The 21,598-nt window shown below is 50.6% G+C and carries 16 protein-coding genes; 7 read left to right on the top strand and 9 right to left on the bottom strand.

All coding sequences use genetic code 11. The features are described 5' to 3' along the window. Positions 1–505 precede the first annotated feature (505 nt). The 4 genes from K3G39_RS05160 to K3G39_RS05145 all read right to left on the bottom strand — a co-directional run bounded on the left by K3G39_RS05160 (position 506) and on the right by K3G39_RS05145 (position 4,713). Complete coding sequence (locus K3G39_RS05160) at positions 506–1,030, bottom strand: NADPH-dependent FMN reductase (RefSeq protein ID WP_220625097.1); 525 nt, start codon at positions 1,028–1,030, stop codon at positions 506–508. A 149-nt stretch (positions 1,031–1,179) separates the two neighbouring features. Further along, complete coding sequence (locus tag K3G39_RS05155; RefSeq protein WP_220625120.1) at positions 1,180–1,932, bottom strand: succinate dehydrogenase/fumarate reductase iron-sulfur subunit; 753 nt, start codon at positions 1,930–1,932, stop codon at positions 1,180–1,182. Between the two features lie 146 nt (positions 1,933–2,078). After that, entirely contained in the window at positions 2,079–4,013 is a 1,935-nt protein-coding gene (locus K3G39_RS05150) for a fumarate reductase/succinate dehydrogenase flavoprotein subunit (RefSeq protein WP_220625096.1), read from the bottom strand. Positions 4,014–4,032: 19 nt separating this feature from the next. Next, the gene (locus K3G39_RS05145) at positions 4,033–4,713 is read right to left on the bottom strand and encodes a succinate dehydrogenase cytochrome b subunit (protein ID WP_220625095.1); all 681 of its coding nucleotides are present in this window, start codon (positions 4,711–4,713) and stop codon (positions 4,033–4,035) included. A gap of 228 nt (positions 4,714–4,941) precedes the next feature. On the opposite strand from K3G39_RS05145, the gene K3G39_RS05140 reads away from it, so the two are divergent. From K3G39_RS05140 to fabD, 3 genes are all read left to right on the top strand, one after another. Then, entirely contained in the window at positions 4,942–7,707 is a 2,766-nt protein-coding gene (locus K3G39_RS05140) for a gliding motility-associated C-terminal domain-containing protein (RefSeq protein WP_255594001.1), read from the top strand. Then, complete coding sequence (locus tag K3G39_RS05135) at positions 7,707–8,135, top strand: thiol-disulfide oxidoreductase DCC family protein (RefSeq protein WP_220625094.1); 429 nt, start codon at positions 7,707–7,709, stop codon at positions 8,133–8,135. The genes K3G39_RS05140 and K3G39_RS05135 overlap by 1 nt, the downstream gene beginning before the upstream one ends. 283 nt (positions 8,136–8,418) lie before the next feature. Further along, on the top strand, positions 8,419–9,300 hold the full coding sequence (gene fabD / locus K3G39_RS05130) for an ACP S-malonyltransferase (protein WP_220625093.1): 882 nt from the start codon (positions 8,419–8,421) through the stop codon (positions 9,298–9,300). Between the two features lie 95 nt (positions 9,301–9,395). Here the strand turns inward: fabD and K3G39_RS05125 are convergent, their stop codons facing one another. The 3 genes from K3G39_RS05125 to K3G39_RS05115 form a co-directional block, all read right to left on the bottom strand. Then, a complete protein-coding gene (locus tag K3G39_RS05125) occupies positions 9,396–10,016 on the bottom strand; it encodes a hypothetical protein (RefSeq protein WP_220625092.1) in 621 nt (206 codons plus the stop codon). A 154-nt stretch (positions 10,017–10,170) separates the two neighbouring features. Then, positions 10,171–10,665 (bottom strand): 2-amino-4-hydroxy-6-hydroxymethyldihydropteridine diphosphokinase, encoded by a 495-nt coding sequence (gene folK, locus K3G39_RS05120; RefSeq protein ID WP_220625091.1) that lies wholly within the window; start codon positions 10,663–10,665, stop codon positions 10,171–10,173. Next, the gene (locus K3G39_RS05115) at positions 10,658–11,515 is read right to left on the bottom strand and encodes a S9 family peptidase (protein WP_220625090.1); all 858 of its coding nucleotides are present in this window, start codon (positions 11,513–11,515) and stop codon (positions 10,658–10,660) included. Before K3G39_RS05115 ends, folK begins: the two co-directional genes overlap by 8 nt. 179 nt (positions 11,516–11,694) lie before the next feature. On the opposite strand from K3G39_RS05115, the gene K3G39_RS05110 reads away from it, so the two are divergent. The 3 genes from K3G39_RS05110 (at position 11,695) to K3G39_RS05100 (ending at position 14,315) form a co-directional block, all read left to right on the top strand. Further along, positions 11,695–12,675, top strand: coding sequence for a polyprenyl synthetase family protein (locus tag K3G39_RS05110; RefSeq protein ID WP_220625089.1), 981 nt, complete (start codon positions 11,695–11,697; stop codon positions 12,673–12,675). A 335-nt stretch (positions 12,676–13,010) separates the two neighbouring features. Further along, positions 13,011–13,634 carry a class I SAM-dependent methyltransferase gene (locus K3G39_RS05105; protein ID WP_220625088.1) on the top strand — a complete coding sequence of 208 codons (624 nt, stop codon included), beginning with the start codon at positions 13,011–13,013 and terminating at the stop codon, positions 13,632–13,634. Between the two features lie 105 nt (positions 13,635–13,739). Then, on the top strand, positions 13,740–14,315 hold the full coding sequence (locus K3G39_RS05100) for a hypothetical protein (protein ID WP_220625087.1): 576 nt from the start codon (positions 13,740–13,742) through the stop codon (positions 14,313–14,315). Positions 14,316–14,380: 65 nt separating this feature from the next. Here K3G39_RS05100 and K3G39_RS05095 read toward each other — a convergent pair whose 3' ends face one another. After that, positions 14,381–15,556 carry a peroxiredoxin gene (locus K3G39_RS05095; RefSeq protein ID WP_220625086.1) on the bottom strand — a complete coding sequence of 392 codons (1,176 nt, stop codon included), beginning with the start codon at positions 15,554–15,556 and terminating at the stop codon, positions 14,381–14,383. Positions 15,557–15,813: 257 nt separating this feature from the next. Between K3G39_RS05095 and K3G39_RS05090 the strand changes: the two genes are divergently transcribed. After that, positions 15,814–18,093, top strand: a complete 2,280-nt coding sequence (locus K3G39_RS05090; protein WP_220625085.1) for an aconitate hydratase — start codon at positions 15,814–15,816, stop codon at positions 18,091–18,093. Between the two features lie 124 nt (positions 18,094–18,217). Here the strand turns inward: K3G39_RS05090 and K3G39_RS05085 are convergent, their stop codons facing one another. Beyond that, positions 18,218–21,538: a S8 family serine peptidase gene (locus tag K3G39_RS05085; protein ID WP_255593997.1), complete on the bottom strand. Its 3,321-nt coding sequence runs from the start codon at positions 21,536–21,538 to the stop codon at positions 18,218–18,220. Positions 21,539–21,598: the final 60 nt, after the last annotated feature.

Raw genomic sequence — 21,598 nt, 5'->3', positions numbered from 1 at the left:
GGGGGAAGAGGACCACCTGGTGGCCCGCCTGCTCCTTGAAAACAACGTTCCTGCGTTTCATGCCCACTAAAATAGCAAAAGAGGGCTAAAAGCAAAAAAAGAGGCTGCCCTTTTTGGACAGCCTCTTTTGCTTTCGTCCTTACTCACTCCATGCTATACCTCTATACCTGTTATATTCATTCTATACCTAAACCTCTAGTACCCAATCTCAAGTATAGCTGCGCCTGAACTATACCTCCATTGCAGCAGGATGAGTATAGGCTCGGTTTCAGAATAGCAGTTATAAACAGCAGTGTCAGCAACTTCAATTGGCTCTGTGGAAGATAACCGTAGTTTGTAAATTGCTCTACTCTTGGGCTAGGCAATCAGGTATAACCATGATGGTAATACCATTGGAGCCTTGTTATACTTGTATACCTGGAAGTAGGAGGTATACCAGCTGACTTGGGTTGCCTGCCAAGTACCAATGTCCATTCGGAGCCGTTTTGCAGGTATAGCCTAGCGCTTAGAAATGAATAAACTGATCGATCTGTTGATTGAGCAACTTCAGGTATAGCTCGTTTGTGATCGTGGTGCCGTCGAAGTTTCTCTCTATTTGAGCCAGGCGCGGTTTAAGTGCCAGCACGTGCATGCCCAGGTAGTTGAAAATATCAGTCAGGTGACTCATGGCAAGACCGCTGCCCTGCACACCGGAAGAGAGGCCTACCAGGGCAGCTTTCTTATTGCGGAAAGTGTTCGGATAGGAGAGCCCGTCAATAAAAGCCTTGAGGACGCCAGGGAAAGAACCGTTATATTCCGGTACGATGAACACAAACTTTTCAGAGGCGCCGATGAGAGAACTAAGCTCGTTAAAGGCCGGGTTTGTGCCAATATTATCATAGAGCGCAGAAGTTGTGAAGTCGGCCGGAAGGTCAGCTAGATCCAGAATCTGATTGTCTATCTGACGGTCGTTCAGTAGTCCAGCATATAGGTTGGCCACAGCTCTGGAATTGGAAGAGGTTCTGTTCGTGCCCGTTATAATGGTGATCATAGTGTCGTGTTGATGTATTCCTGCAAACAGCTATCAGACGCCTACGGTTTACTGAAAGGTATAGATATCTGAATTATTGTGCGAATATAAAAGCAAAAGGCGAGAACAGTTTCCTGTCTCGCCTTTTAAGCTTATTAAAATCAGGTTAACTATACGTTCTCAGAGCTAGCTTTTGCTCCGAAATACTCCCGGTTCATCATCGCGATGTTATCAAGCGAAATACCCACCGGGCACTCAGCAGCGCAGGCACCAGTGTTGGAGCAGGCACCAAAGCCTTCCAAGTCCATCTGCGCTACCATGTTCTCCACGCGTGTTTTAGCTTCCACTTTGCCTTGCGGCAGCATGGCCAGCTGAGACACCTTCGCGCTCACAAACAGCATGGCAGAGGCGTTCTTGCAGGCCGCTACGCAGGCACCGCAGCCAATACAGGTAGCGGCGTCAAACGCCTTGTCAGCGATGGTCTTAGGTATAGCAATCTCGTTTGCGTCAGGTACACCACCTGTGTTCACAGATACGTAACCGCCAGCCTGCTGAATACGGTCGAAGGCAGAACGGTCTACAATCAGGTCTTTGTGCACCGGGAAAGCAGCTGCTCTCCAAGGCTCGATTGTGATTGTATCGCCGTGGTTGAAGTGACGCATGTGCAACTGGCAGGTGGTAGTGCCGCGCTCCGGACCGTGTGCACGGCCGTTGATGAATAAGCTGCACATACCGCATATACCTTCGCGGCAGTCGTGGTCGAATGCTACAGGATCTTCACCCTTCACTAGCAATTCTTCGTTGAGCACGTCCAGCATCTCCAGGAAAGACATATCCGGAGATATGTTCTTAAGCGGATAGGTTACCAGCTGACCTGCAGAATTTTTATCTTTTTGGCGCCAAATCTTCAATGTGAGGTCCATTGGTTTAGCATTTGGATTACTTCCAGCCATTTCTTTTAAATTAGAAATTATAAATTCTGAATTAGAAATTATCAGATATGAAGCGTATACCTTATAGGCTTTTGGCAGTCATTTCTAATTATTCATTCCTAATTATTAATTAATCATTACTTATAGCTACGCTGCGTTAGCTTCACGTTTTCGAACTTCAGGTCTTCCTTGTGCAGGATTGGGTTACCGTCGTTGCCGGTGAATTCCCAGGCTGCTACATAGGCAAAGTTCTCGTCATCGCGCAGTGCCTCGTTCTCAGGCGTCTGGTATTCCTCACGGAAGTGACCGCCGCATGACTCGTTTCTGTGCAGGGCATCGTCTACCATAAGCTCTCCCAGTTCCAGGAAGTCAGCTACGCGGTGGGCTTTCTCCAGTGTCTGGTTCAGCTCTTCGTTTACGCCTGTTACTTTTACGTTCTGCCAGAACTCGTCACGCAGCTTACGGATCTCCTGCTTAGCAAACTGAAGACCTTCGGCGTTACGGGCCATGCCGCAGTAATCCCACATAATTTGGCCAAGCGCCTTGTGGAAGTCGTCTACCGTGCGGTTTCCTTTAATAGAAAGGAGACGATCTGTAGTGGATTTCACGTTCTGCTCTGCTTCTTTAAAGGCAGGGTGATCGGTGCTTACTTTGTCGTAAGGAGTTTGTGCCAGGTAGTCGCCAATTGTGTAAGGGATCACAAAATAACCGTCGGCCAGACCCTGCATCAGGGCCGAAGCACCAAGGCGGTTAGCACCGTGGTCAGAGAAGTTACACTCACCCGTTGCGTACAGGCCAGGGATGTTGGTCATCAGGTTATAGTCTACCCAAAGGCCACCCATAGTATAGTGCACGGCCGGGTAGATACGCATTGGTTTATCGTACGGGTTCTCGTCCGTAATCTTTGCATACATATCGAACAGGTTGCCGTACTTAGCTGCGATGGCCGGCTGGCCTTCACGTCTGATTGCGTCAGCAAAATCAAGGAATACGGCCAGGCCAGATGCACCTACACCGCGTCCTTCGTCGCATACCAGCTTGGCGTTGCGTGAGGCCACGTCGCGCGGTACGAGGTTACCGAAGGCAGGATATTTACGCTCCAGGTAGTAGTCGCGGTCTTCTTCTTTGATGTCGTTTACAGAGATCTCACCTTTGCGCAGGCGCTGAGCAAGCTCTACGGTCTTAGGAACCCATACACGGCCGTCGTTACGAAGCGACTCAGACATCAGCGTCAGCTTAGACTGATACTCGCCCGATACAGGTATACAGGTCGGGTGAATTTGTGTGAAGCAAGGGTTGGCGAACAAAGCGCCTTTCTTGTGTGCTCTCCAGGCCGCCGTAGCGTTTGAGCCCATCGCGTTGGTAGAAAGGAAGAATACGTTACCGTAACCACCAGTTGCCAGTACTACGGCGTGTGCGCTGTGCGATTCTACTTTACCTGTGATCAGGTTACGCACCACGATACCGCGGGCTTTACCATCTACCATCACCAGGTCCAGCATTTCAGTACGTGGGTACATCTTCACTTTGCCGTAGGCTACTTGACGGTTCAGGGCAGAGTAAGCGCCCAACAGCAGCTGCTGTCCGGTTTGGCCACGTGCGTAGAAAGTACGCGACACCTGCGCACCACCGAATGAACGGTTGGCCAGCAGACCGCCGTACTCACGCGCGAAAGGAACACCCTGCGCCACGCACTGGTCAATAATATCTACTGATACCTGCGCCAGGCGGTAAACATTGGCCTCACGTGCACGGTAGTCACCCCCTTTAATGGTGTCGTAGAACAAGCGGAAGATTGAGTCACCGTCGTTCTGGTAGTTTTTGGCGGCGTTGATACCACCCTGTGCAGCGATAGAGTGCGCACGGCGTGGGGAATCCTGGAAGCAGAATGCTTTTACGTTATAGCCTAGTTCGCCAAGTGTTGCAGCAGCAGAAGCACCGGCAAGGCCAGTACCCACTACAATAATGTCGTATTTGCGTTTGTTGGCCGGGTTTACCAGCTTCACATTGAATTTATGTTTATCCCACTTTTCAGCTAAGGCGCCTTCCGGGATTTTAGAATCTAATATCATAGCAAGTATATTAGCTTAATTACAATTTAACGAAGAAAAAGAAGTAAAGCGGGATGAGCGCAAAACCCAGGCTGATAAGCACTGAGAAAGCCACACCGAAAGTTTTGATGAACGGCGTATACTTCTTATGTGTCAGGCCAAGCGACTGGAACGCGCTCTGGAAGCCGTGGATCAGGTGATAGGCCAGCGCTATCATAGAGATAACATAAAGGCCTACGTAAATTGGGTTTTGGAATGCTTTTACGACTTCAGCGTAAAGGTTCTCGTAGTCTTTGTCCGGAATAGCCTCCAGACCACCGAAGCGGGCCGGAACGAAGAAATTCCAAAGGTGTACAAGCAGGAAAACCAAAATAATGGTGCCCAGCAGGCCCATGTTGCGGGAAGACCAGGTACTGTTTTCCTGCGGATGATTTTCAGCATACCCAACAGGACGGGCCGACTTGTTGCGGCGTGTCAACACGATCGCATCGTAAATGTGGAACAGGAACCCGAGTACCAACACAATCTCCATAACACGGATAACCGGATTATGGGCCATGAACTCAGAATAGATGTTAAACGCCTCGCCGCCATCTTTGTAAAACAGCGTAAGGTTACCCACAAGGTGCACCACCAGGAAGGAGCACAGGAAAAGGCCCGTTACCGACATGATGATCTTACGTCCGATTGTACTGGAAAACGTTTTAGTAAACCAATTCATCTGTATTTGTTAGAAGGTTAAGTAATGAATGCTTTTTAATGCTCAAAGGTACAAGCGGAGCCTGTATAAAACAATTAAATAGCGTATTTTGAATCAATCTAAATTGCAATGCGTAGGACAGAAAACCATATATTGTAAACCCACTTTTCTTGCAATTGTTGATAATAAAAAGGTGAAAATTCAGTTTTCATTTTACCTTTGTTCAGCGCCAAATCTAACTCTACGCTTATGCCAAATAGTTTACGCTTGAGCTGTTGCTTGCCTGGCCGCATTGTGCTGTTGGTATTAATGTTGTTGTTGGGATATGCAAATCAGGCGCATGCAACGCACATCCGGGCAGGGGATATCACCGCCCGCCGGGATACCGGCCCTAACCCGAACCCCCGGAAGTTCTTTTTCACCATGGTGATGTACACCAAAACAGCCTCCTCAGCCGATGACCCCTTTGTGTTCATCTCTATGGGAGCCGGTGGTGATATTGTGCGGGTAGAACGCCTGTCTGTAACCAATATCAAGCCCGATGTAGACCGTGAGGTGTTTGAGTGGGAGTATACTTATCCGGCCAACGGCACCTTTACCGTAACATGGGTAGGCGAGAACCGGAATGGGGGTATCCTGAACATGGCTGCTCCAACCGATCAGCTGACCTTTGCCATTTCAACGACAATCTCCATTAACCCGCTCCGTGGCCTGAACAGTACGCCGATTCTGGAAGTGCCACCGATCGATGAAGCAACGGCCGGTGAGCGCTGGGTGCATAACCCGGGCGCAATCGATGCTGACGGCGACAGTCTTGCCTACCGCTTAATACAGCCGCAGCACCGCAACCAGCAAACCGGCACCATCACCAACGTGCCCGGCTACCGCGACCCGCATACAGTTGACAACTGCCGTAACTCCACTAACACTGGACCTTCTACTTTCACCCTCGACCCCATTACAGGACAGCTCACCTGGGATGCTCCCTGCCGCCTCGGAGAATATAACGTAGCCTTTGTGGTAGAGGAGTGGCGTACAACAGGTGCTGCCCCCGTGCTGATCAGTACGGTCGTGCGCGACATGCAGATCCTGGTGGTGGATGCCCGTAACCGCCCGCCGGTGCTCGTGCCCCGCGATACCTGTATTGTGGCCGGCGAAACGTTGCGCACTACCATCACCGCTACCGATCCGGATGGCCATTTGATCAACCTAACCGTACCGGGTACAGGTGGTATCTTGCCTCCGGCTACTTTCAGAGGAACTGTGAACCAACCGGGTCGTGCTGCCGGGCAATTAGTATGGAACACTTCCTGCAACGATGTGCGCGCCAACCCTTACCAGCTTATTTTCAGAGCTGAGGATAATCCGCCACCACCTGGCAGGCAGCTGGCCGACCTGCAGCCTTATCGCATCACTGTGATAGGTCCGGCTCCTCAAAACCTGCTGGCTACTGGCGAGGACCGGTCTGTGCGCCTGACTTGGGACAGTTACATTTGCCAGAATGCCTCTACCATCCGCATTTACAGGCGAGAGGGACCATCAGGCTGGCGACCAGGACCTTGCGAGACAGGCGTGCCGGCTAGTGCAGGTTATACCTTGATAGGCGAGGTAGGCAAGGACGCGACAGAGTTTTTAGACAATAACAACGGGCAGGGTTTAACCGCCGGAGCAGAGTATTGCTACGTGATCTATGCGGAGTTCCCAAGACCTGGCGGCGGACAAAGTATCGCCTCGCTGGAAGCCTGTGTCGTGCTCGAGCGTGACATACCTTATATTACCAATGTAACAGTAGAGCGTACCGCCACGACCAACGGGCAGATTACGGTTCGCTGGACACAGCCTGGTCCAGGTATAGAGCGCCTCAACCCGCCTTTCGAATACAGGCTATACCGCAAAGTAGGGCAGGAGCCGGGCGGAGCCTATCAGCAGGTGTTCTCATCTCGAAGACTAACCGATACCGTGTATGTAAACAGCGGCCTGAACACGGAGGCAAATGCCTATCGATACAAGCTTGAGTTTTACAGCACGCGTACGGCAGGTGGCGCTTCTCCGAATATGCTGCGCGATACAACTTCTGCTTCCAGCGTGCGATTGGCCGCCGAAGTGCAGGGTACAGACGATGAATTGAGCGTATCGCTCAACTGGACCTATAATGTGCCATGGCGAAACGAAGTACTGGAACACCAGATTTTCCGGGTAGTGGAAGGTGAACTGGTGCAGGTAGGAAGCGTTATGGCCTCTGCTACAGGCGGTACATTTGTCGATAGCGGAACCGATTCGGCACCGCTGGAGCGTGGGCAAACCTACTGCTACGTTGTGCGCACCCAGGGCACTTACCAGATAGAAGGCCTGCCGGAGCCACTGCAGAACCTGAGCCAGGAAGTCTGCGTGGAAACGCCGCTCGTTATCTGTCCGCCAGAGCTCTCCCTGGATGTACTGAACTGTGAAGTCTTCTTTGCCAACCCGACCAGGCCACCTTACCAAAATGTGCTGAACTGGGTGCCGCAGATCGGTAACGGCTGTACAGATGAGATCGACTTCTATACCGTGTACTTCAGAGGACCGGGCGAAACCGAATATCGTTCCATCGCCACGACCAAAGAAACCACCTATACCCATACCGGGCTGGAGTCTTTTGCCGCTTGCTACTACGTAACGGCTACCAGTTTGACAGGAGAGGAGAGCGAGCCGAGCAACGAGGAATGTAAGGACAACTGCTTCTTCTTCGAGCTTCCGAACATTATCACGCCGAACGATGACGGCAAAAATGATGTCTTCAGGCCAGATCCGAGGGCAGCGTTTATTCGCTCCACTACCTTTAAGGTATTCAACCGCTGGGGGGTGAAGGTATACGAAAGCAGCGCAGATCCGTATATCAACTGGCCTGGCACCGATAATGATGGTAAGCGCCTTACAGATGGCGTTTACTACTACGAAGCCGAGGTTGACTTTATATCCATTGACCCTGAGCGCAGCCGAAGTAAATACAAAGGCTGGGTAGAAATAGTACGCTAATGACAAACGAGGAACTGGAACGGCTGCAGGATTTGCCCATCGTATTTTACGATGGCACCTGCGGCTTTTGCCAGGCCAGCATACAAATCGCTTTGAAGTATAACAAGCGGCAGAACCTGCATTTTGCCGCTTTGCAATCGGGGTTGGTGGAGCAGCTTGTGCCGCAACAGCTTATACCTGATCCTTTGCCCGATTCCATTCTTTTTCTTGAAAACGGGCAGCTCTTTACCGAGTCAGAAGCTGCTCTTCGCATTGCCCGCCATCTCAATTTTCCGTGGTCGGAGCTTTACTATTTCAGGTTTATTCCCTTATCTTTCCGCAATTTTGTGTACCGCTTCATCGCGAAACACCGCTACCGCATAGCAGGGCGCAACGAAGCCTGCATGCTGCCAAGCCCCGAAGAAAGGGCCCGGTTTGTGGCTTATTAAATTGGATTAATTGTTAAATTGTTGAGGTTTAAATGGTTGTTGGGCTTTAGCTTGCCGAACGACTATTGACTCTGTGGCTGGTCCTTATACTTCTGATTCAGGTACAGGTATAGGTATAGGTATAGGTATAGGTATAGGGCATGCTGAACATGGGCTATACCTGTAAATCCATCCGACTCTAGTGTAAATTACCTTGATAGGAGTCATACTCAGCCATTCAACAATTTAACCATTAGCAATTTAACCATCAAACACCAGCAATCAACAATACAAAAATATCAACATGAAAAAGGCATACGTTTTCCCGGGACAGGGATCGCAGTTTGTAGGGATGGGCAAGGACCTGTATGAGCAGCACGAAAGTGCTCGTCAGCTGTTCGACAAAGCTAACGAAATCCTGGGATTCAACATTACAGAGATCATGTTCAATGGCACCGATGAGGAGCTGAAGCAGACCAGAGTAACACAGCCGGCTATTTTCCTTCACTCGGTAGCGCAGGCGGCCGTTGCCCAGGACTTTAACCCGGATATGGTGGCTGGTCACTCGCTTGGGGAGTTTTCGGCGCTGGTGGCCAGCAAAGTGCTGAGCTTTGAAGACGGCCTGAGACTGGTGTATAAAAGAGCGATGGCAATGCAGGCAGCCTGCGAAGCCAACCCATCAACAATGGCCGCTATACTTGGTCTGGACGATGCGAAGGTGGAGGAAGTTTGTGCGGCAATAGAAGGCGAAGTGGTAGTGGCGGCCAACTATAACTGCCCGGGTCAACTGGTAATCTCTGGTTCAAACAAAGGGATCGAGATCGCTTGTGAGAAGATGAAAGAAGCCGGTGCCAAGCGTGCCCTCCCGTTGCCTGTGGGTGGCGCATTCCACTCGCCGCTGATGAAGCCGGCAGAAGTGGAGCTGGCCAAAGCGATCAACGAAACCACCTTCAGCCAAGGTATCTGCCCGATCTACCAGAACGTGGACGCAAAGCCGCAAACTAATCCGGAAGAGATCAAGCAAAACCTGATCAGCCAACTGACAGCCCCCGTTCGCTGGACGCAATCGGTGCAACAAATGGTAGCCGACGGTGCGACGCACTTTATAGAGTGCGGTCCAGGTAAAGTGCTACAGGGTTTGGTAAAGAAGATTGAGCGCACAGCTGAAGTTAGTTCGGTAGCATAACACTTTGAGTGGAAAAGAAAAAGACCATGGCGGCATCTGCTACCATGGTCTTTTTTGTTTGCGTGAGTAGTGTGCTGAGGTCACTCAGGTATAGCCTACCTCTTATTCTTGTCCACGGTCATTGGGGTTACGCCCATCTCACTTAACTCGTCCGACAGTTTCAACAGCTCGTCTTTGATGGCATCGCTTTGCTGTAGCTGCGCTTCCGGCAGGCTGATCACACGGGACAGGTATAGGTTCTCCTTCAAATGTAGCTCCTGCATGAGCCTGTCCATCAACTCCTGGTTCTGACCGATGTAAATAAGTGGCGAGAGCTCGATCTGGACATGCTGCTGCTTCGGATTGATGATATTCACCCTGAAATAGTAATTGCCGACTTTGCCAAACAAATAAGTCGAGATCTCCTTCACGATGGCATTGTAATCCTCGACAGCTCCACTGAATTGTAACGATGCGAAGGCGGGAAAATCATACAGACGCTTTTTTTGGAGTAGCTTTTCGTAGTTGTTGAGCAGAAGCAGGACAATAATGCCAGCCGCAATCAGTGCCGCCACCAGGGCTTTTTGTGGTATCAGTTGGCTGAAAGTTTCTAAAGGTACGCGCTGGCCGAAGATGGCAGGTATAAAAGTAAAGGGGAGCACCAGTATAAACACAACCAGGAAGCCCCTCAAAAGGCTTCTTTTTTCGTTGCTGATGATGGTGAGCAGGTCGTTCATATGCTATTCAGGAGAGGCCTTTAACAGGCAAATCGGATAACTATACTTTACAAGTATAGTTATCTCACAATATAAGTAAAACTTTGTTTCTATAGCCTAGCCAATGTATAAAGTAAGGCATTTTTAGAAAAATTCATAACCCGCTTACGATCCCTTAGTCAGTGGCTGAAACATAGAGGTGAACGGGGAGTTTATCCGGGCAATCTCGTAAGAGCTGTGTTATCTGCAAGTTGAGCACAGGATGCAGCAGGTGAGGCGCGATCTCATTCAAGGGCAGCAGCGTAAACCGGCGCAGGTGCAGTTGGGGATGTGGAATGGTCAGGCGCTGCGTCTGTAAAATGAGCTGGTCATAAAAAAGTATGTCGATGTCGATGACACGGGCTCCCCAGTGCTCTTGGCGGATGCGCCCCAACTCCTGCTCAATCTGGTTTATACCTTGTAGCACTTGCTCCGGGCTGAGCGTGGTCTGTACTTCCAGCACCTGGTTCAGGAAAGCAGGTTGGTCGGTTTTACCCCAGGCGGCGGTTTCGTAGAGGGCGGAGCTTTGCACAATCAGGCCAATCTGTGCAGCAATCTGTTCACGGGCCTGGGACAGGTATAGCGGACGGTCACCGAGGTTACCGCCCAAGAGCAGGTATAGTTTAGGCATGTTTATTAAAAAAGGCGATGCTCAGATCGGCAGCGGCTTTGGCGGCTGTAGGTAATGCTTGTTTTTCGTAAGGGTGCTGTCCCCCGAAGGAGTGGTCGGCGCCGGGCAGCAGGTGCAATTCGGCGTCTGGTTTCCAGGTATGTAGGTCATGGGCCATCTGCACAGGCAGCGTTTCGTCTTCTTCGCCATGTAATATCAGCAAAGGTTGCTGCATTTTCTGTATCACCTTCGGAATTTCCAGCCGCTCCACATTGGCTAGGTAATCTTCCACAATCTGGTAATAGAGCGGCATGCGTATACCTGTTCGGGCATTGCTCACCCACTGTACTCCCTCTTTCTTCCAGGATTCCTTTTCCAACTCATCCCAGCGCTGGTCAAAATTATTGACGGCAGCCCAGGTAGCCAGGGCTCGTGCGCGCGTGTCCTCAGCTGCTTTGAGTATCACAGACCCGCCGCCGCGGCTGTGGCCGATGAGGTAGATGCGGTCGAGGTTCATCTCGTTTTGTGGCAACGGTCCTTCTTTGTCGTGCACCAAGTCGATGAGCGATTTCAAATCCTCGAGCTCAATGCTGAAGTTGTTGCGGCCAAAAGCTTCCATATCGTGCAGATCGGAGTCGTTGTCGATGCTGGTACCGTTGTGCGAAAAGTTGAATTTGATGAACACAAAGCCCTGACCGGCAAAGTAATCGGCCAGCAGGTTGAAGTGGCCCCAATCCTTAAAACCTTTGAAACCATGGGTGTAGATGACGACCGGTTTTTTGTTGTCATTCTGGGTATAAGTGGCGTCAGCGGTGAAAGGACGCTCGTGCTCCGGGTATACCACGAAGTCTACTTTAAGTGTGTCTGCCATGGCGCGATGTGCTGTATTATCAGAAGGCAATATAGTTATTTTAAGCAAGCGGTAAACCAGCACGAGGCTATGCTGTTGGTAAACTATACTTGCGGGCTCAACTTAAGATTATTTAAACGCTGATTTGCTTTACTTGTTTGGAAACGACCCCCACACCTTGTAATATTGCGGAATATCGCATGAGCATTAGCCTAAAGGAAATACAAGCGCCCATTGCCCAGGAGATGGAGCTGTTCGAGAAGAAGTTCAGGACTTCAATGAAGTCTAAGGTACTGCTGCTCGACAAGATCATGAGCTACATCGTAAAGCGCAAAGGCAAGCAGATGCGGCCGATGTTCGTGTTCTTTATGGCCAAGCTTTTCCGTGGCGACGCCATCGGCGATGCCACTTATCGCGGAGCCGCTCTCATCGAGCTATTGCACACGGCCACCCTTGTGCACGACGACGTGGTGGACGAAGCCAACTACCGCCGCGGTTTCTTCTCTGTTAACGCACTCTGGAAAAACAAGATTGCCGTGCTGGTAGGCGACTACCTGCTCTCCAAAGGCCTGTTGCTTTCGCTGCAAAACGATGACTACGAGCTGCTTAAGATCGTGTCGAATGCCGTTAAGGAAATGAGTGAAGGCGAATTGCTGCAAATTGAAAAAGCCCGCCGCCTTGATATTGATGAATCTGTTTATTTTGATATCATCCGCCAAAAAACTGCTTCGCTGATCGCTTCCTGTTGCGCCGTTGGCGCAGCTTCGGCCGGTGCCTCCAAAGAAGACATCGAGAAAGCCCGTTTGTTCGGTGAGAAAGTGGGCATTGCTTTCCAGATCAAAGACGACCTGTTCGACTACGGCACTGCCGAAATTGGTAAACCGGTAGGTATAGACATCAAGGAAAAGAAGATGACCCTGCCGTTGATACATGCCCTGCGCGAAGCCGACTGGATGACCCGCCGCCGTGTGATCTACAACGTGAAGAACAACAGCGGCGATAACAAGCGCGTGCAGCAGGTGATCGATTATGTGAAAGCCTCCGGAGGTATACAGTATACTATCGAGGCCATGAACCGCTACCATGCCGAGGCGCTGGCTATCCTCCATACCTTCCCGGCCTCCCCATCCCGCACCTCCTTGGAGCAACTGATTACCTATACCATCGAAAGGGAAAAATAGAATTGTTAAATTGCTGATGGTTAAATTGTTCTGACCTCGCGGTGCACGCAGCTCCCGCGAGTGTCTGAAGTAACAGCTATACCTGTCTGGCAGAGGTTGATATGCCTCGTAACTCCTGTGTCATTTCGAACGCTAGTGAGAAATCCGGGATAGTGCCTCTACTCCAAAATAACGCAGATCTCTCATTTCATTTGAGATGACAAATGAAAAGCAGATAGTTCTACCTGCTATGTCTATACCTGGAGTGAAAATATCTGTAAATTTTGGAATGAAATCTGTAAGCTTTTTAGGCAGGAACGCAGGTAATTTTGGGAGCACAAAATAACCTATGAAAAATGAGTTTCAACACCAACACCTGGAACCGGCTGCGTTATACCTTATACCTGCCGATTTACGATCTTGTAGCCGACCGTATCTTCCGAAGGTATAGGAAGCGCTCCATCGAACTGCTACAAGCCAAACCAGATGACACCATCCTGATCGTCGGTGCGGGTACGGGCCTCGATCTGCCATACCTGCAAAGCTATACCCGCATCACCGCCAACGACATTACACCCGGCATGATCACGAAACTGAAATCCCGTGCCGAAAAACTAGGTGTACCTTTCGAAGCGCATGTGATGAACGGACAGCAAATGACCTATGCCGACTACAGTTTTGACGCCGTCATCCTGCACCTGATCATCGCTGTTATACCTGATCCTGTGGCTTGTATCCGGGAAGTGGAGCGGGTGCTGAAGCCGGGAGGCACGGTCATAGTCTTCGATAAGTTTCTACCCGACGGACAGCAGCCCTCGCTACTGCGTCGCCTTTTCAACCAGGTGGCTAGTACGCTTTTCTCGGATGTGAACCGCAGCATAGGCACTATCGTTGGCCATACCTCGCTGCAGGTGGAACTGAATGAGCCAGCTGCTTTTGGCGGGACGTTTCGGATTGTGCGGTTGCGGAAGGTTGCGTGATGTTATTCTGGAATATTTGACTTTAATGGAGATATATTATATTGGGGTAAATTCAAATCCGCATCGCTTGTTGTGGCAGCTACTCAACCAAACATGTGTAAACAAATGAAGCACATTACCTTAGAAAATCTCCTTGAAGAAGGCTGGGTCACGTTAGTGAGCAATGTTTATAACCAGCCAGCTAAGCCGGATTTAACAACCTATTACAAATTGGTTGAAGAAAAGGACGCATACCGAGAGAATTGGAATTGCCTCCTGCACGAAGTAAGGGCGAGTAGCAAGTTTGGGCGGATTCGGGATATGGAGTTCAGCACGGGCTTACATGCTTTTAAACTGGTATTACCCCTTAAGGATAGTGCTCACCAGGGTATAATGCTTTGTATCAGTATGATGAAAAAGCATATTGGGCTATACTTTTCAGATCTCAATAAAGAAGCTTTGGTACCGATCATGAACTGTATTTTCCCTTTTCAGGTTTCCTATTATCCGTTTTCACAAGAGCAAGCGAGCCTGGGCAGGCAAGTTTTAGATCTGGCACTGAAGCACTTTCCCGACTTTCAAAAATTTGATAATGCCTTTGCGAGCGAGGAGATTTCTGATGTAATGATTGGCTCCGATTATTTTAAAAAGATAGATCCGTTTCAGGCCGTTTTCACAACTAATGTGCATGGAGTGATATAAATACACACGGGCCGCTACATTTTATGCAGCGGCCCGTGCTATACCTGCCGATCTAATAAATACAATTATTTTTGAGCCAGCAGCTCGTCCATCGTCTTGTTAAAGTCTGCTACCCATTCTTCGTAGTATTTGCCGGTGCCGGGGCCTGAGAAACCGGTGTGGATCTTGCGCACTTTGCCCTGGCGGTCGATAAAGATAGTGGTAGGGAAGGAGAGGACGTGGTTGAGGGCCGGTAGCGCCTGAGCGGCAGCTTCTTTGTCAGCAGGGCCAGCGTAGAGCAGGTCGTACTCGATGTCGAAGCGATCTTTCATTTTCTGAAGACGCGGCACGGCCTCCTCGTAACCTTTCGTGCGCTCAAAGCCCAGACCGATGATCTCCAGGCCGCGGTCTTTATTCTTGCTGTAGTAGGGCGCCAGGAACTGCGTTTCATCCATGCAGTTGGGGCACCAGGAGCCCAGCAACTGCACCAGCACTACCTTGCCTTTATACTTCTCGTCATTCAGCGATACCTCTTTGCCTTCCAGGTCGGGGAACGTGAACGCCAGCGATTCGTAACCTGGCTTCAAGTGGGTCATTTCGTTGGCATTGGCCAGTTGGGCGTTCTCATTGCGCTTGGCTACCCAGGTTTCGTGATGGGAAGGGCCAGCGTAAAAATGGCCGCTCAGGTTGTCCCCTTCTGTCGGTGTGGCCGTGAACAGGTATGCATGGTTGCCATCAAAAGTCGACACCTTCAGCTCGTTGCCTTCCACCTGTCCTTCGAGGTAGCGGTAATCGCCCGTCTCGGTCAGGAAGGTGCCGGTCACGTTGTTGTCGTTCTGCTCAAACATGCCAATCGCGTTGTACTGCTTGCCGTCCGGGTCAGTGAACACCACTTCCCATTTGCCGGTATAGGTATAACTGGCCGGTGCTGGGTTTGGCTTAAAGCGGTTGGCCTTGCCATGCTCTGCCGTAAACGGAACAGAATAAGGGTAGTCCAGGTCATTGCGGGTGAAGCGGCCGGCCATTTTATCACCGTCTACTTTGGCGATCAGGTCGGCATCGAAAATATGCAGTCGGATTCGGAGCGAGTCGCCTTCTTGATGAAATTCATCTACCAGGATACGCTCATCTGCATTTACCAAGTATAGCACAGTCTTGCCGTCTTTTTCCTCCGCTTCCATGATAAACGGAATCTCCTGCTCCTGGGCATGCAGTGCAACCCGCCACGGACCCGGCTTGATGGTGTTATCGGTAGATGTCATAGAGCCACAGGCGCTTAAGAGTTGCGTGAAAGACATAGCCAACAACAAAATCAGCCTTGTCGGGGTATTAAAACATGTACGTATCATAAGGCAAAATTACGAGAAGGAATCGTTAAATGCGAAACATCCGGACGAATAGCACAGGTAGTGGTGGAAATGTTATATTCATCGCGGCTAATGTTGTGCTTAAACTATCATATTTCGTACATTTGTAAACTTCACAACGAAGCATTAAAAATAATAACAATAGCAAAACTATGGCATTTGATTTAGGAATGATCAAGGCATTGTATGCCGGGATGGCCGAGCGAGTGAATGCTGCCCGTAACGCAGTAGGCAGACCGCTTACCCTGACAGAGAAAATCTTATACGCGCACCTCTACGGCGGTAACGCGACACAGTCTTTTGAGCGCGGGAAGTCCTACGTGGACTTCGCTCCGGACAGGGTAGCTATGCAGGACGCAACGGCGCAAATGGCCCTGCTTCAGTTTATGCAGGCGGGTAAGCCGCAGGTGGCTGTACCTTCCACAGTACACTGCGATCACCTGATCCAGGCACGTGTTGGTGCTGACCAGGACTTACAGGACGCTTACAGCGAAAACAAAGAAGTATACGATTTCCTTGCTTCTGTTTCAAATAAATACGGTATCGGTTTCTGGAAGCCGGGCGCAGGTATCATCCACCAGGTGGTACTTGAAAACTACGCCTTCCCGGGCGGTATGATGATCGGTACAGACTCTCACACGCCAAATGCAGGTGGTCTGGGTATGGTAGCGATTGGTGTTGGTGGCGCTGATGCCGTGGACGTAATGGCCGGTATGGCCTGGGAACTGAAATTCCCGAAAGTGATCGGTGTAAAACTGACCGGTAAACTGAACGGCTGGACTTCACCAAAAGACGTGATCCTGAAAGTAGCCGGTATCCTGACCGTAAAAGGTGGAACGGGCGCTATTGTGGAATACTTTGGTGAGGGTGCCGAGGCCATGTCCTGTACTGGCAAAGGTACCATCTGTAACATGGGTGCAGAGATCGGTGCTACGACCTCTATCTTCGGTTACGACGACAGCATGCGTGCATACCTGCGCGCCACTAACCGCGAAGAAGTGGTACAAATGGCAGATGAGGTAGCAGAGTATCTGCGTGCTGATGACGAGGTATACGCTGACCCGGCTGCCTTCTACGATCAACTGATCGAGATCGACCTTTCTACGCTGGAGCCACACGTAAACGGTCCGTTCACACCGGACGCAGCGTGGCCAATTTCTCAGTTCGCAGCTGTTGTAAAAGAGCATAACTGGCCAGCTAAACTGGAAGTAGGTCTTATCGGCTCGTGCACCAACTCTTCTTATGAAGACCTTACACGCGCTGCTTCTATTGCAGAGCAGGCGGTTACCAAAAAGCTGGTAGCACAAGCCGAGTTTACTATCACGCCAGGTTCTGAAATGGTGCGCTATACCACTGCCCGCGACGGCCTGTTGGATACATTCGCTCAGATGGGCGGTGTTGTGCTGGCAAATGCTTGCGGTCCGTGCATTGGCCAGTGGGCACGCCACACCGATGACCCGACCCGCAAAAACTCGATCATCACATCATTCAACCGTAACTTCGCCAAGCGTAACGACGGTAACCCGAACACACACGCGTTCGTGGCTTCCCCAGAGATCGTAACGGCTCTCGCGATTGCCGGTGACCTGACCTTCAACCCGCTGGTTGACAAACTGATCAACTCAGACGGTGAGGAAGTAATGCTGGACGAGCCAAGAGGCATCGAACTGCCAACGCAAGGCTTCGCTGTGGAAGACGCAGGCTATGTAGCCCCTGCAGAAGATGGAAGCAGTGTAGATGTAGTAGTAGATCCGAAGTCTGATCGCCTGCAGTTGCTGGAAGGCTTTAAACCATGGGAAGGCACTGATCTGAAAGGTCTGAAGCTGCTCATCAAAGCACAGGGCAAGTGTACAACTGACCATATCTCAATGGCTGGTCCATGGTTGAAGTACCGTGGTCACCTGGATAACATTTCCAACAACATGCTGATCGGCGCGATCAACGCCTTCAACGGTGAAGCCAACAAGGTATACAACGACATGACCCGTGGTTATGACACAGTGCCTGCGACTGCCCGTACTTACAAGGCTGCCGGTATTGGTACAGTTGTAATTGGTGATGAGAACTATGGCGAGGGTTCATCCCGTGAGCACGCTGCCATGGAGCCACGCTTCCTGGGTGTTCGTGCCGTTATCGTGAAGTCATTCGCGCGTATCCACGAAACCAACCTGAAGAAGCAGGGTATGCTGGGTCTTACATTCGTGAACAAAGCAGATTACGATCTGATCGAGGAGAATGACACGATTGATATCCTGGGTCTGGAGAACTTCACGCCAGGTCAACCGCTGAAAGTGGTATTGACGCACAAAGACGGTTCTCAGGATGCCTTCATGGTAAACCATACTTACAACGAAGGGCAGATTGAGTGGTTCAAGGCTGGTTCAGCCCTTAACCTGATCCGTTTACAGCAGAAGCAGTCAGCTAACGCTTAATTAACGAGCAGTTGCTCTCAATAGAAACGCCCCGTTCGAAAGAGCGGGGCGTTTTGTTTTGATACAGCTATAGGTATAGGTATAGATATAGCTCCTGTTGGGTTATACCTATACCTGTCATTTTTTATGGTCTGATGATCAGCAGGCGTTTGGTTGTGGTATTTTGCTCGTAGGTAAGCTGAAGGATATAGAGCCCTTCTGCCAAACCGCTCAGGTCGTAAATGGCCTTGTGCGGCATACGGCTGCGTAACTTTGGACTAACCCGTCTTCCCTTCGTGTCCGTCATAAATAAGGTCAGGGCGGCGTCAGCGTTAGGCATCGCAACGTATAATTCGTACACTGCCGGATTCGGGTATACCTGAAATTGTTGAGGGGCCTCCACCGGCGGAACGACTGCTTCGCTTTCTTTGATTTCTATTCGGCGGATGACGGTGTCTTCGGCGCAGTTATAGGCATTTGCCACGATCAGGGCCACGTCATAGGTTCCGGGTAATGCGTAGGTATAGCTCGGGTGCTGCTCCGTAGAAGTGTCGCCATTGCCAAAGCTCCATCGCCAGCTACTGCCGTGTTCGCTTTCGTTGCGGAAGTCGACGCGATTGCCGGGTTCCATGGCCTCCTGTTGCTGCACGATACTGAAACCAGCTACCGGAGAATCGGCCATCACAATCTCAAAAGGTACCACCGGACTGTCAAACAAAGAGTCGGCATTGCAAACATACAGCACAGTGCTCGTATCGAGTGCGGTGATCTTGAAGTTGCTGCCTGCGCCCAGCAATTTGGTTTTCGCTTCGTCAGCATAAAACTTGAACTGTTTGCCGCCTTCTGGCGCTAGGCTAACTGAAGAGCCGACGCAGACCGTATCGCTGATGGCCAATGGGGCAGGTCCGGCTTTCATAACCTGGTATTTGAAGAGCGCCGCTTTTGCGTTTTGTTTAAGCTGCTCCAGATCATCGCCGGCTACAATGGCGAAGGAAACCAGCTGGCTTTGGCCCGGTGCTAATTTGTTGGCCGTAGTACCGACTACATGGGCCACATCGTTGCCATAGCCGCTGCCCCAGGCTTTTTTCCGGGCCACGCCACCCGACAAGGCTCTGTATTTTTCCTGGGTACTAAAGCCGTCGGCAATCGCAAAAGTAGCGGAGCCACCAGACAGGTTATCAATTGCGTAATAAGAAGGAGGTGTGACGGAAAGCAAACTTATACCTGCATAAGGCGATGCCTGTCCCATGTTATAGACGTAGCCCATCTTCAGCGTTTCATCCCAGTCGGCCACGTTCATGTAGGCGTCCGTTATATTCCAGTCAGCGAAAAGACCAGCATGGAGTGTTTCGATCGTGTCAGGCGTGACATTGCGGATGAGGTATTCTAATATAATGTAGTCGGCGTCTGGGGACTCGCTCCAGGCCATACCTTTATAGCTCACCTGCACGCCCGCCTGGGCCGGAGCCGGGAATTTATCACGCATCAAACCACTGATCTCCTGATCTGCATCACTTGTGCCATGGCGCAGCCGGGCAGCATTTAACGTTACAAAATCGTTGTCAGTTTGCCAGCTGGCGTTGCGCACATTATCAGACACCCTGTCCGGGGCAGTGGCTACTAATAGTCCGCCTTCAAAAATCAGGGAGGTACTGCCCTTGTACGTAATCCCAATGCCCTGTCCGAAATTATACCCGTTATACCCGAGGTTGCCCTTACTGTTCAGGGTGATGTGCAGGTTGTTTGCTGTCAGGGTAAGGTAGTCGGGGTTGACAGGCAACTGAAAATATTGAAAGTCCTGGTAAACGTCATCTGTAAACCCGACTCTGAAGGTAGCCTGGGCATTGTGCGGGGCATCTGCCAGCACCACGAACCGGAATGGCTTACTGTGGTTGTTTCTTGTCGCCAGCGTACCCATAGTGCCAATATTGAGCTCATTACCATCCAGCACCTTAATAAAAGGCGAGGTTGAGGTGAGTTTCAGTTGCAAGGCGGAAGTAGGATCGAGGTAGTTCATCACACTCAGGTGAATCAGCAGGGTGTCGCCGATCTGTGCTACCTTATTATCGACAATGCCGAAAGAAGTGCAGCGTACTGATTTTGCCTGTACATCCCGAAGCGCTCTTTTTACATTCAGGCGTCCTTTGCCGATCAATTCATGATATGCAGTATTGCCGGGCAGGTGGTAAACATCGTCTGCTGTAGCACGAAGCCGCTGAATAACCTGCACCGCATTGAGGTGTGGCATCTGAGAGCGCAGCAGCGCGGCAGCACCAGCTACAAGTGGTGAAGCCAGGGAAGTACCGGTGTCGTTTCCATAAGAATTGTCGCGGCTGTAGGTCGTACTGTAGATGCTCTGACTTGGCGCTGTCAGGCTTATCCTGTAGTTCCAGGTATGGCCGTTGGTTTTTACATCGTTATGCGTGCCGCCTACTGACAGCACATTGTCGTAAGCTGCCGGGTATACGTTCACAAAAGCATTGGTATTTCCGGCCGCAGCCACGATCACAACATCCTTTTCAAGCGCCGCATAATTGATGATATCCTGCTCATAACTAGAAAATCCCGTGCCTCCCCAGGACAAATTAATAATGCTGCAACCTTTGTCTGCTGCATACACAATGGCCTCGTAGCCCCCAAAGCTGCCATAGGAAGTGGATGGGAAAACCTTGATCGGCATAAACTTGGTATTGAAGCCAACACCCGCTATACCTACCCCGTTATCGGCCTCGCCGATTGCCACGCCTGCTACTTTTGTGCCGTGCCCTTTGTAAGGAGAATCATCGGTCAGAATATTGTCCCTGTCTCCAAAATCCCAGCCGTAGAAGTTATCGATCAGTCCGTCGCCATCGTTGTCAATCCCATCGATCGGATCATCGTAATTAAACTTGATCTTATTTTTGATGTCTTCGTGGCTAAAGCGGAAACCGGAATCCAGTACACCGATTACAATGTTGGTATCGCCTTTTTGTACGGCCCATCCGCCATAAGCCTGTATATTTTTCAGGTATGCCTGCGAGGTTTTAGTTGAGTCGGCATAGGGATCGTTGGGTTGGTACAGTGGCACACGTTCGTAAAGCGGTTCCACATATTCCACCATGCCGGTTGCCAGCAGGGCTTGCTGTACGGCTTCCAGGTTATGCGCGGGGTCATAAGATAGTTCGTAGATAAGCGAAAGGTCCACATGGGCTTTACGGGCAAAAGGAGAGGGGGCCTTATCCGGGAACTTCTGCTCCACTGATTTGGCGCCTACCTTTTGCAAGGCTTTTTGCATGGGATTACCGCTAGCCATACGCAGCTGGTTGCCTGACTGCGGCTTGAGCTTGTAGACGACGGTATGCGGTTTAGTCGTAGTTCCTATACCTTCCGGAGCGGGCAAATGCTGCGCAGTGAGCCGGGACGAACAGAAAACTATAAACAGGAAAGAAAGTATGCAGCGGTAAACCACTGGCCCTCGGGTAAACATTAAATCATATTAAACTATTAGGTGAATACTACCTTGGCTGAGTAGACAAAGGTATCGGGT

Source organism: Pontibacter sp. HSC-14F20, assembly GCF_019599265.1.
In the GTDB taxonomy this organism is placed as follows: Bacteria; Bacteroidota; Bacteroidia; order Cytophagales; family Hymenobacteraceae; genus Pontibacter.
This window is presented reverse-complemented; position numbering and strand designations above follow the sequence as displayed.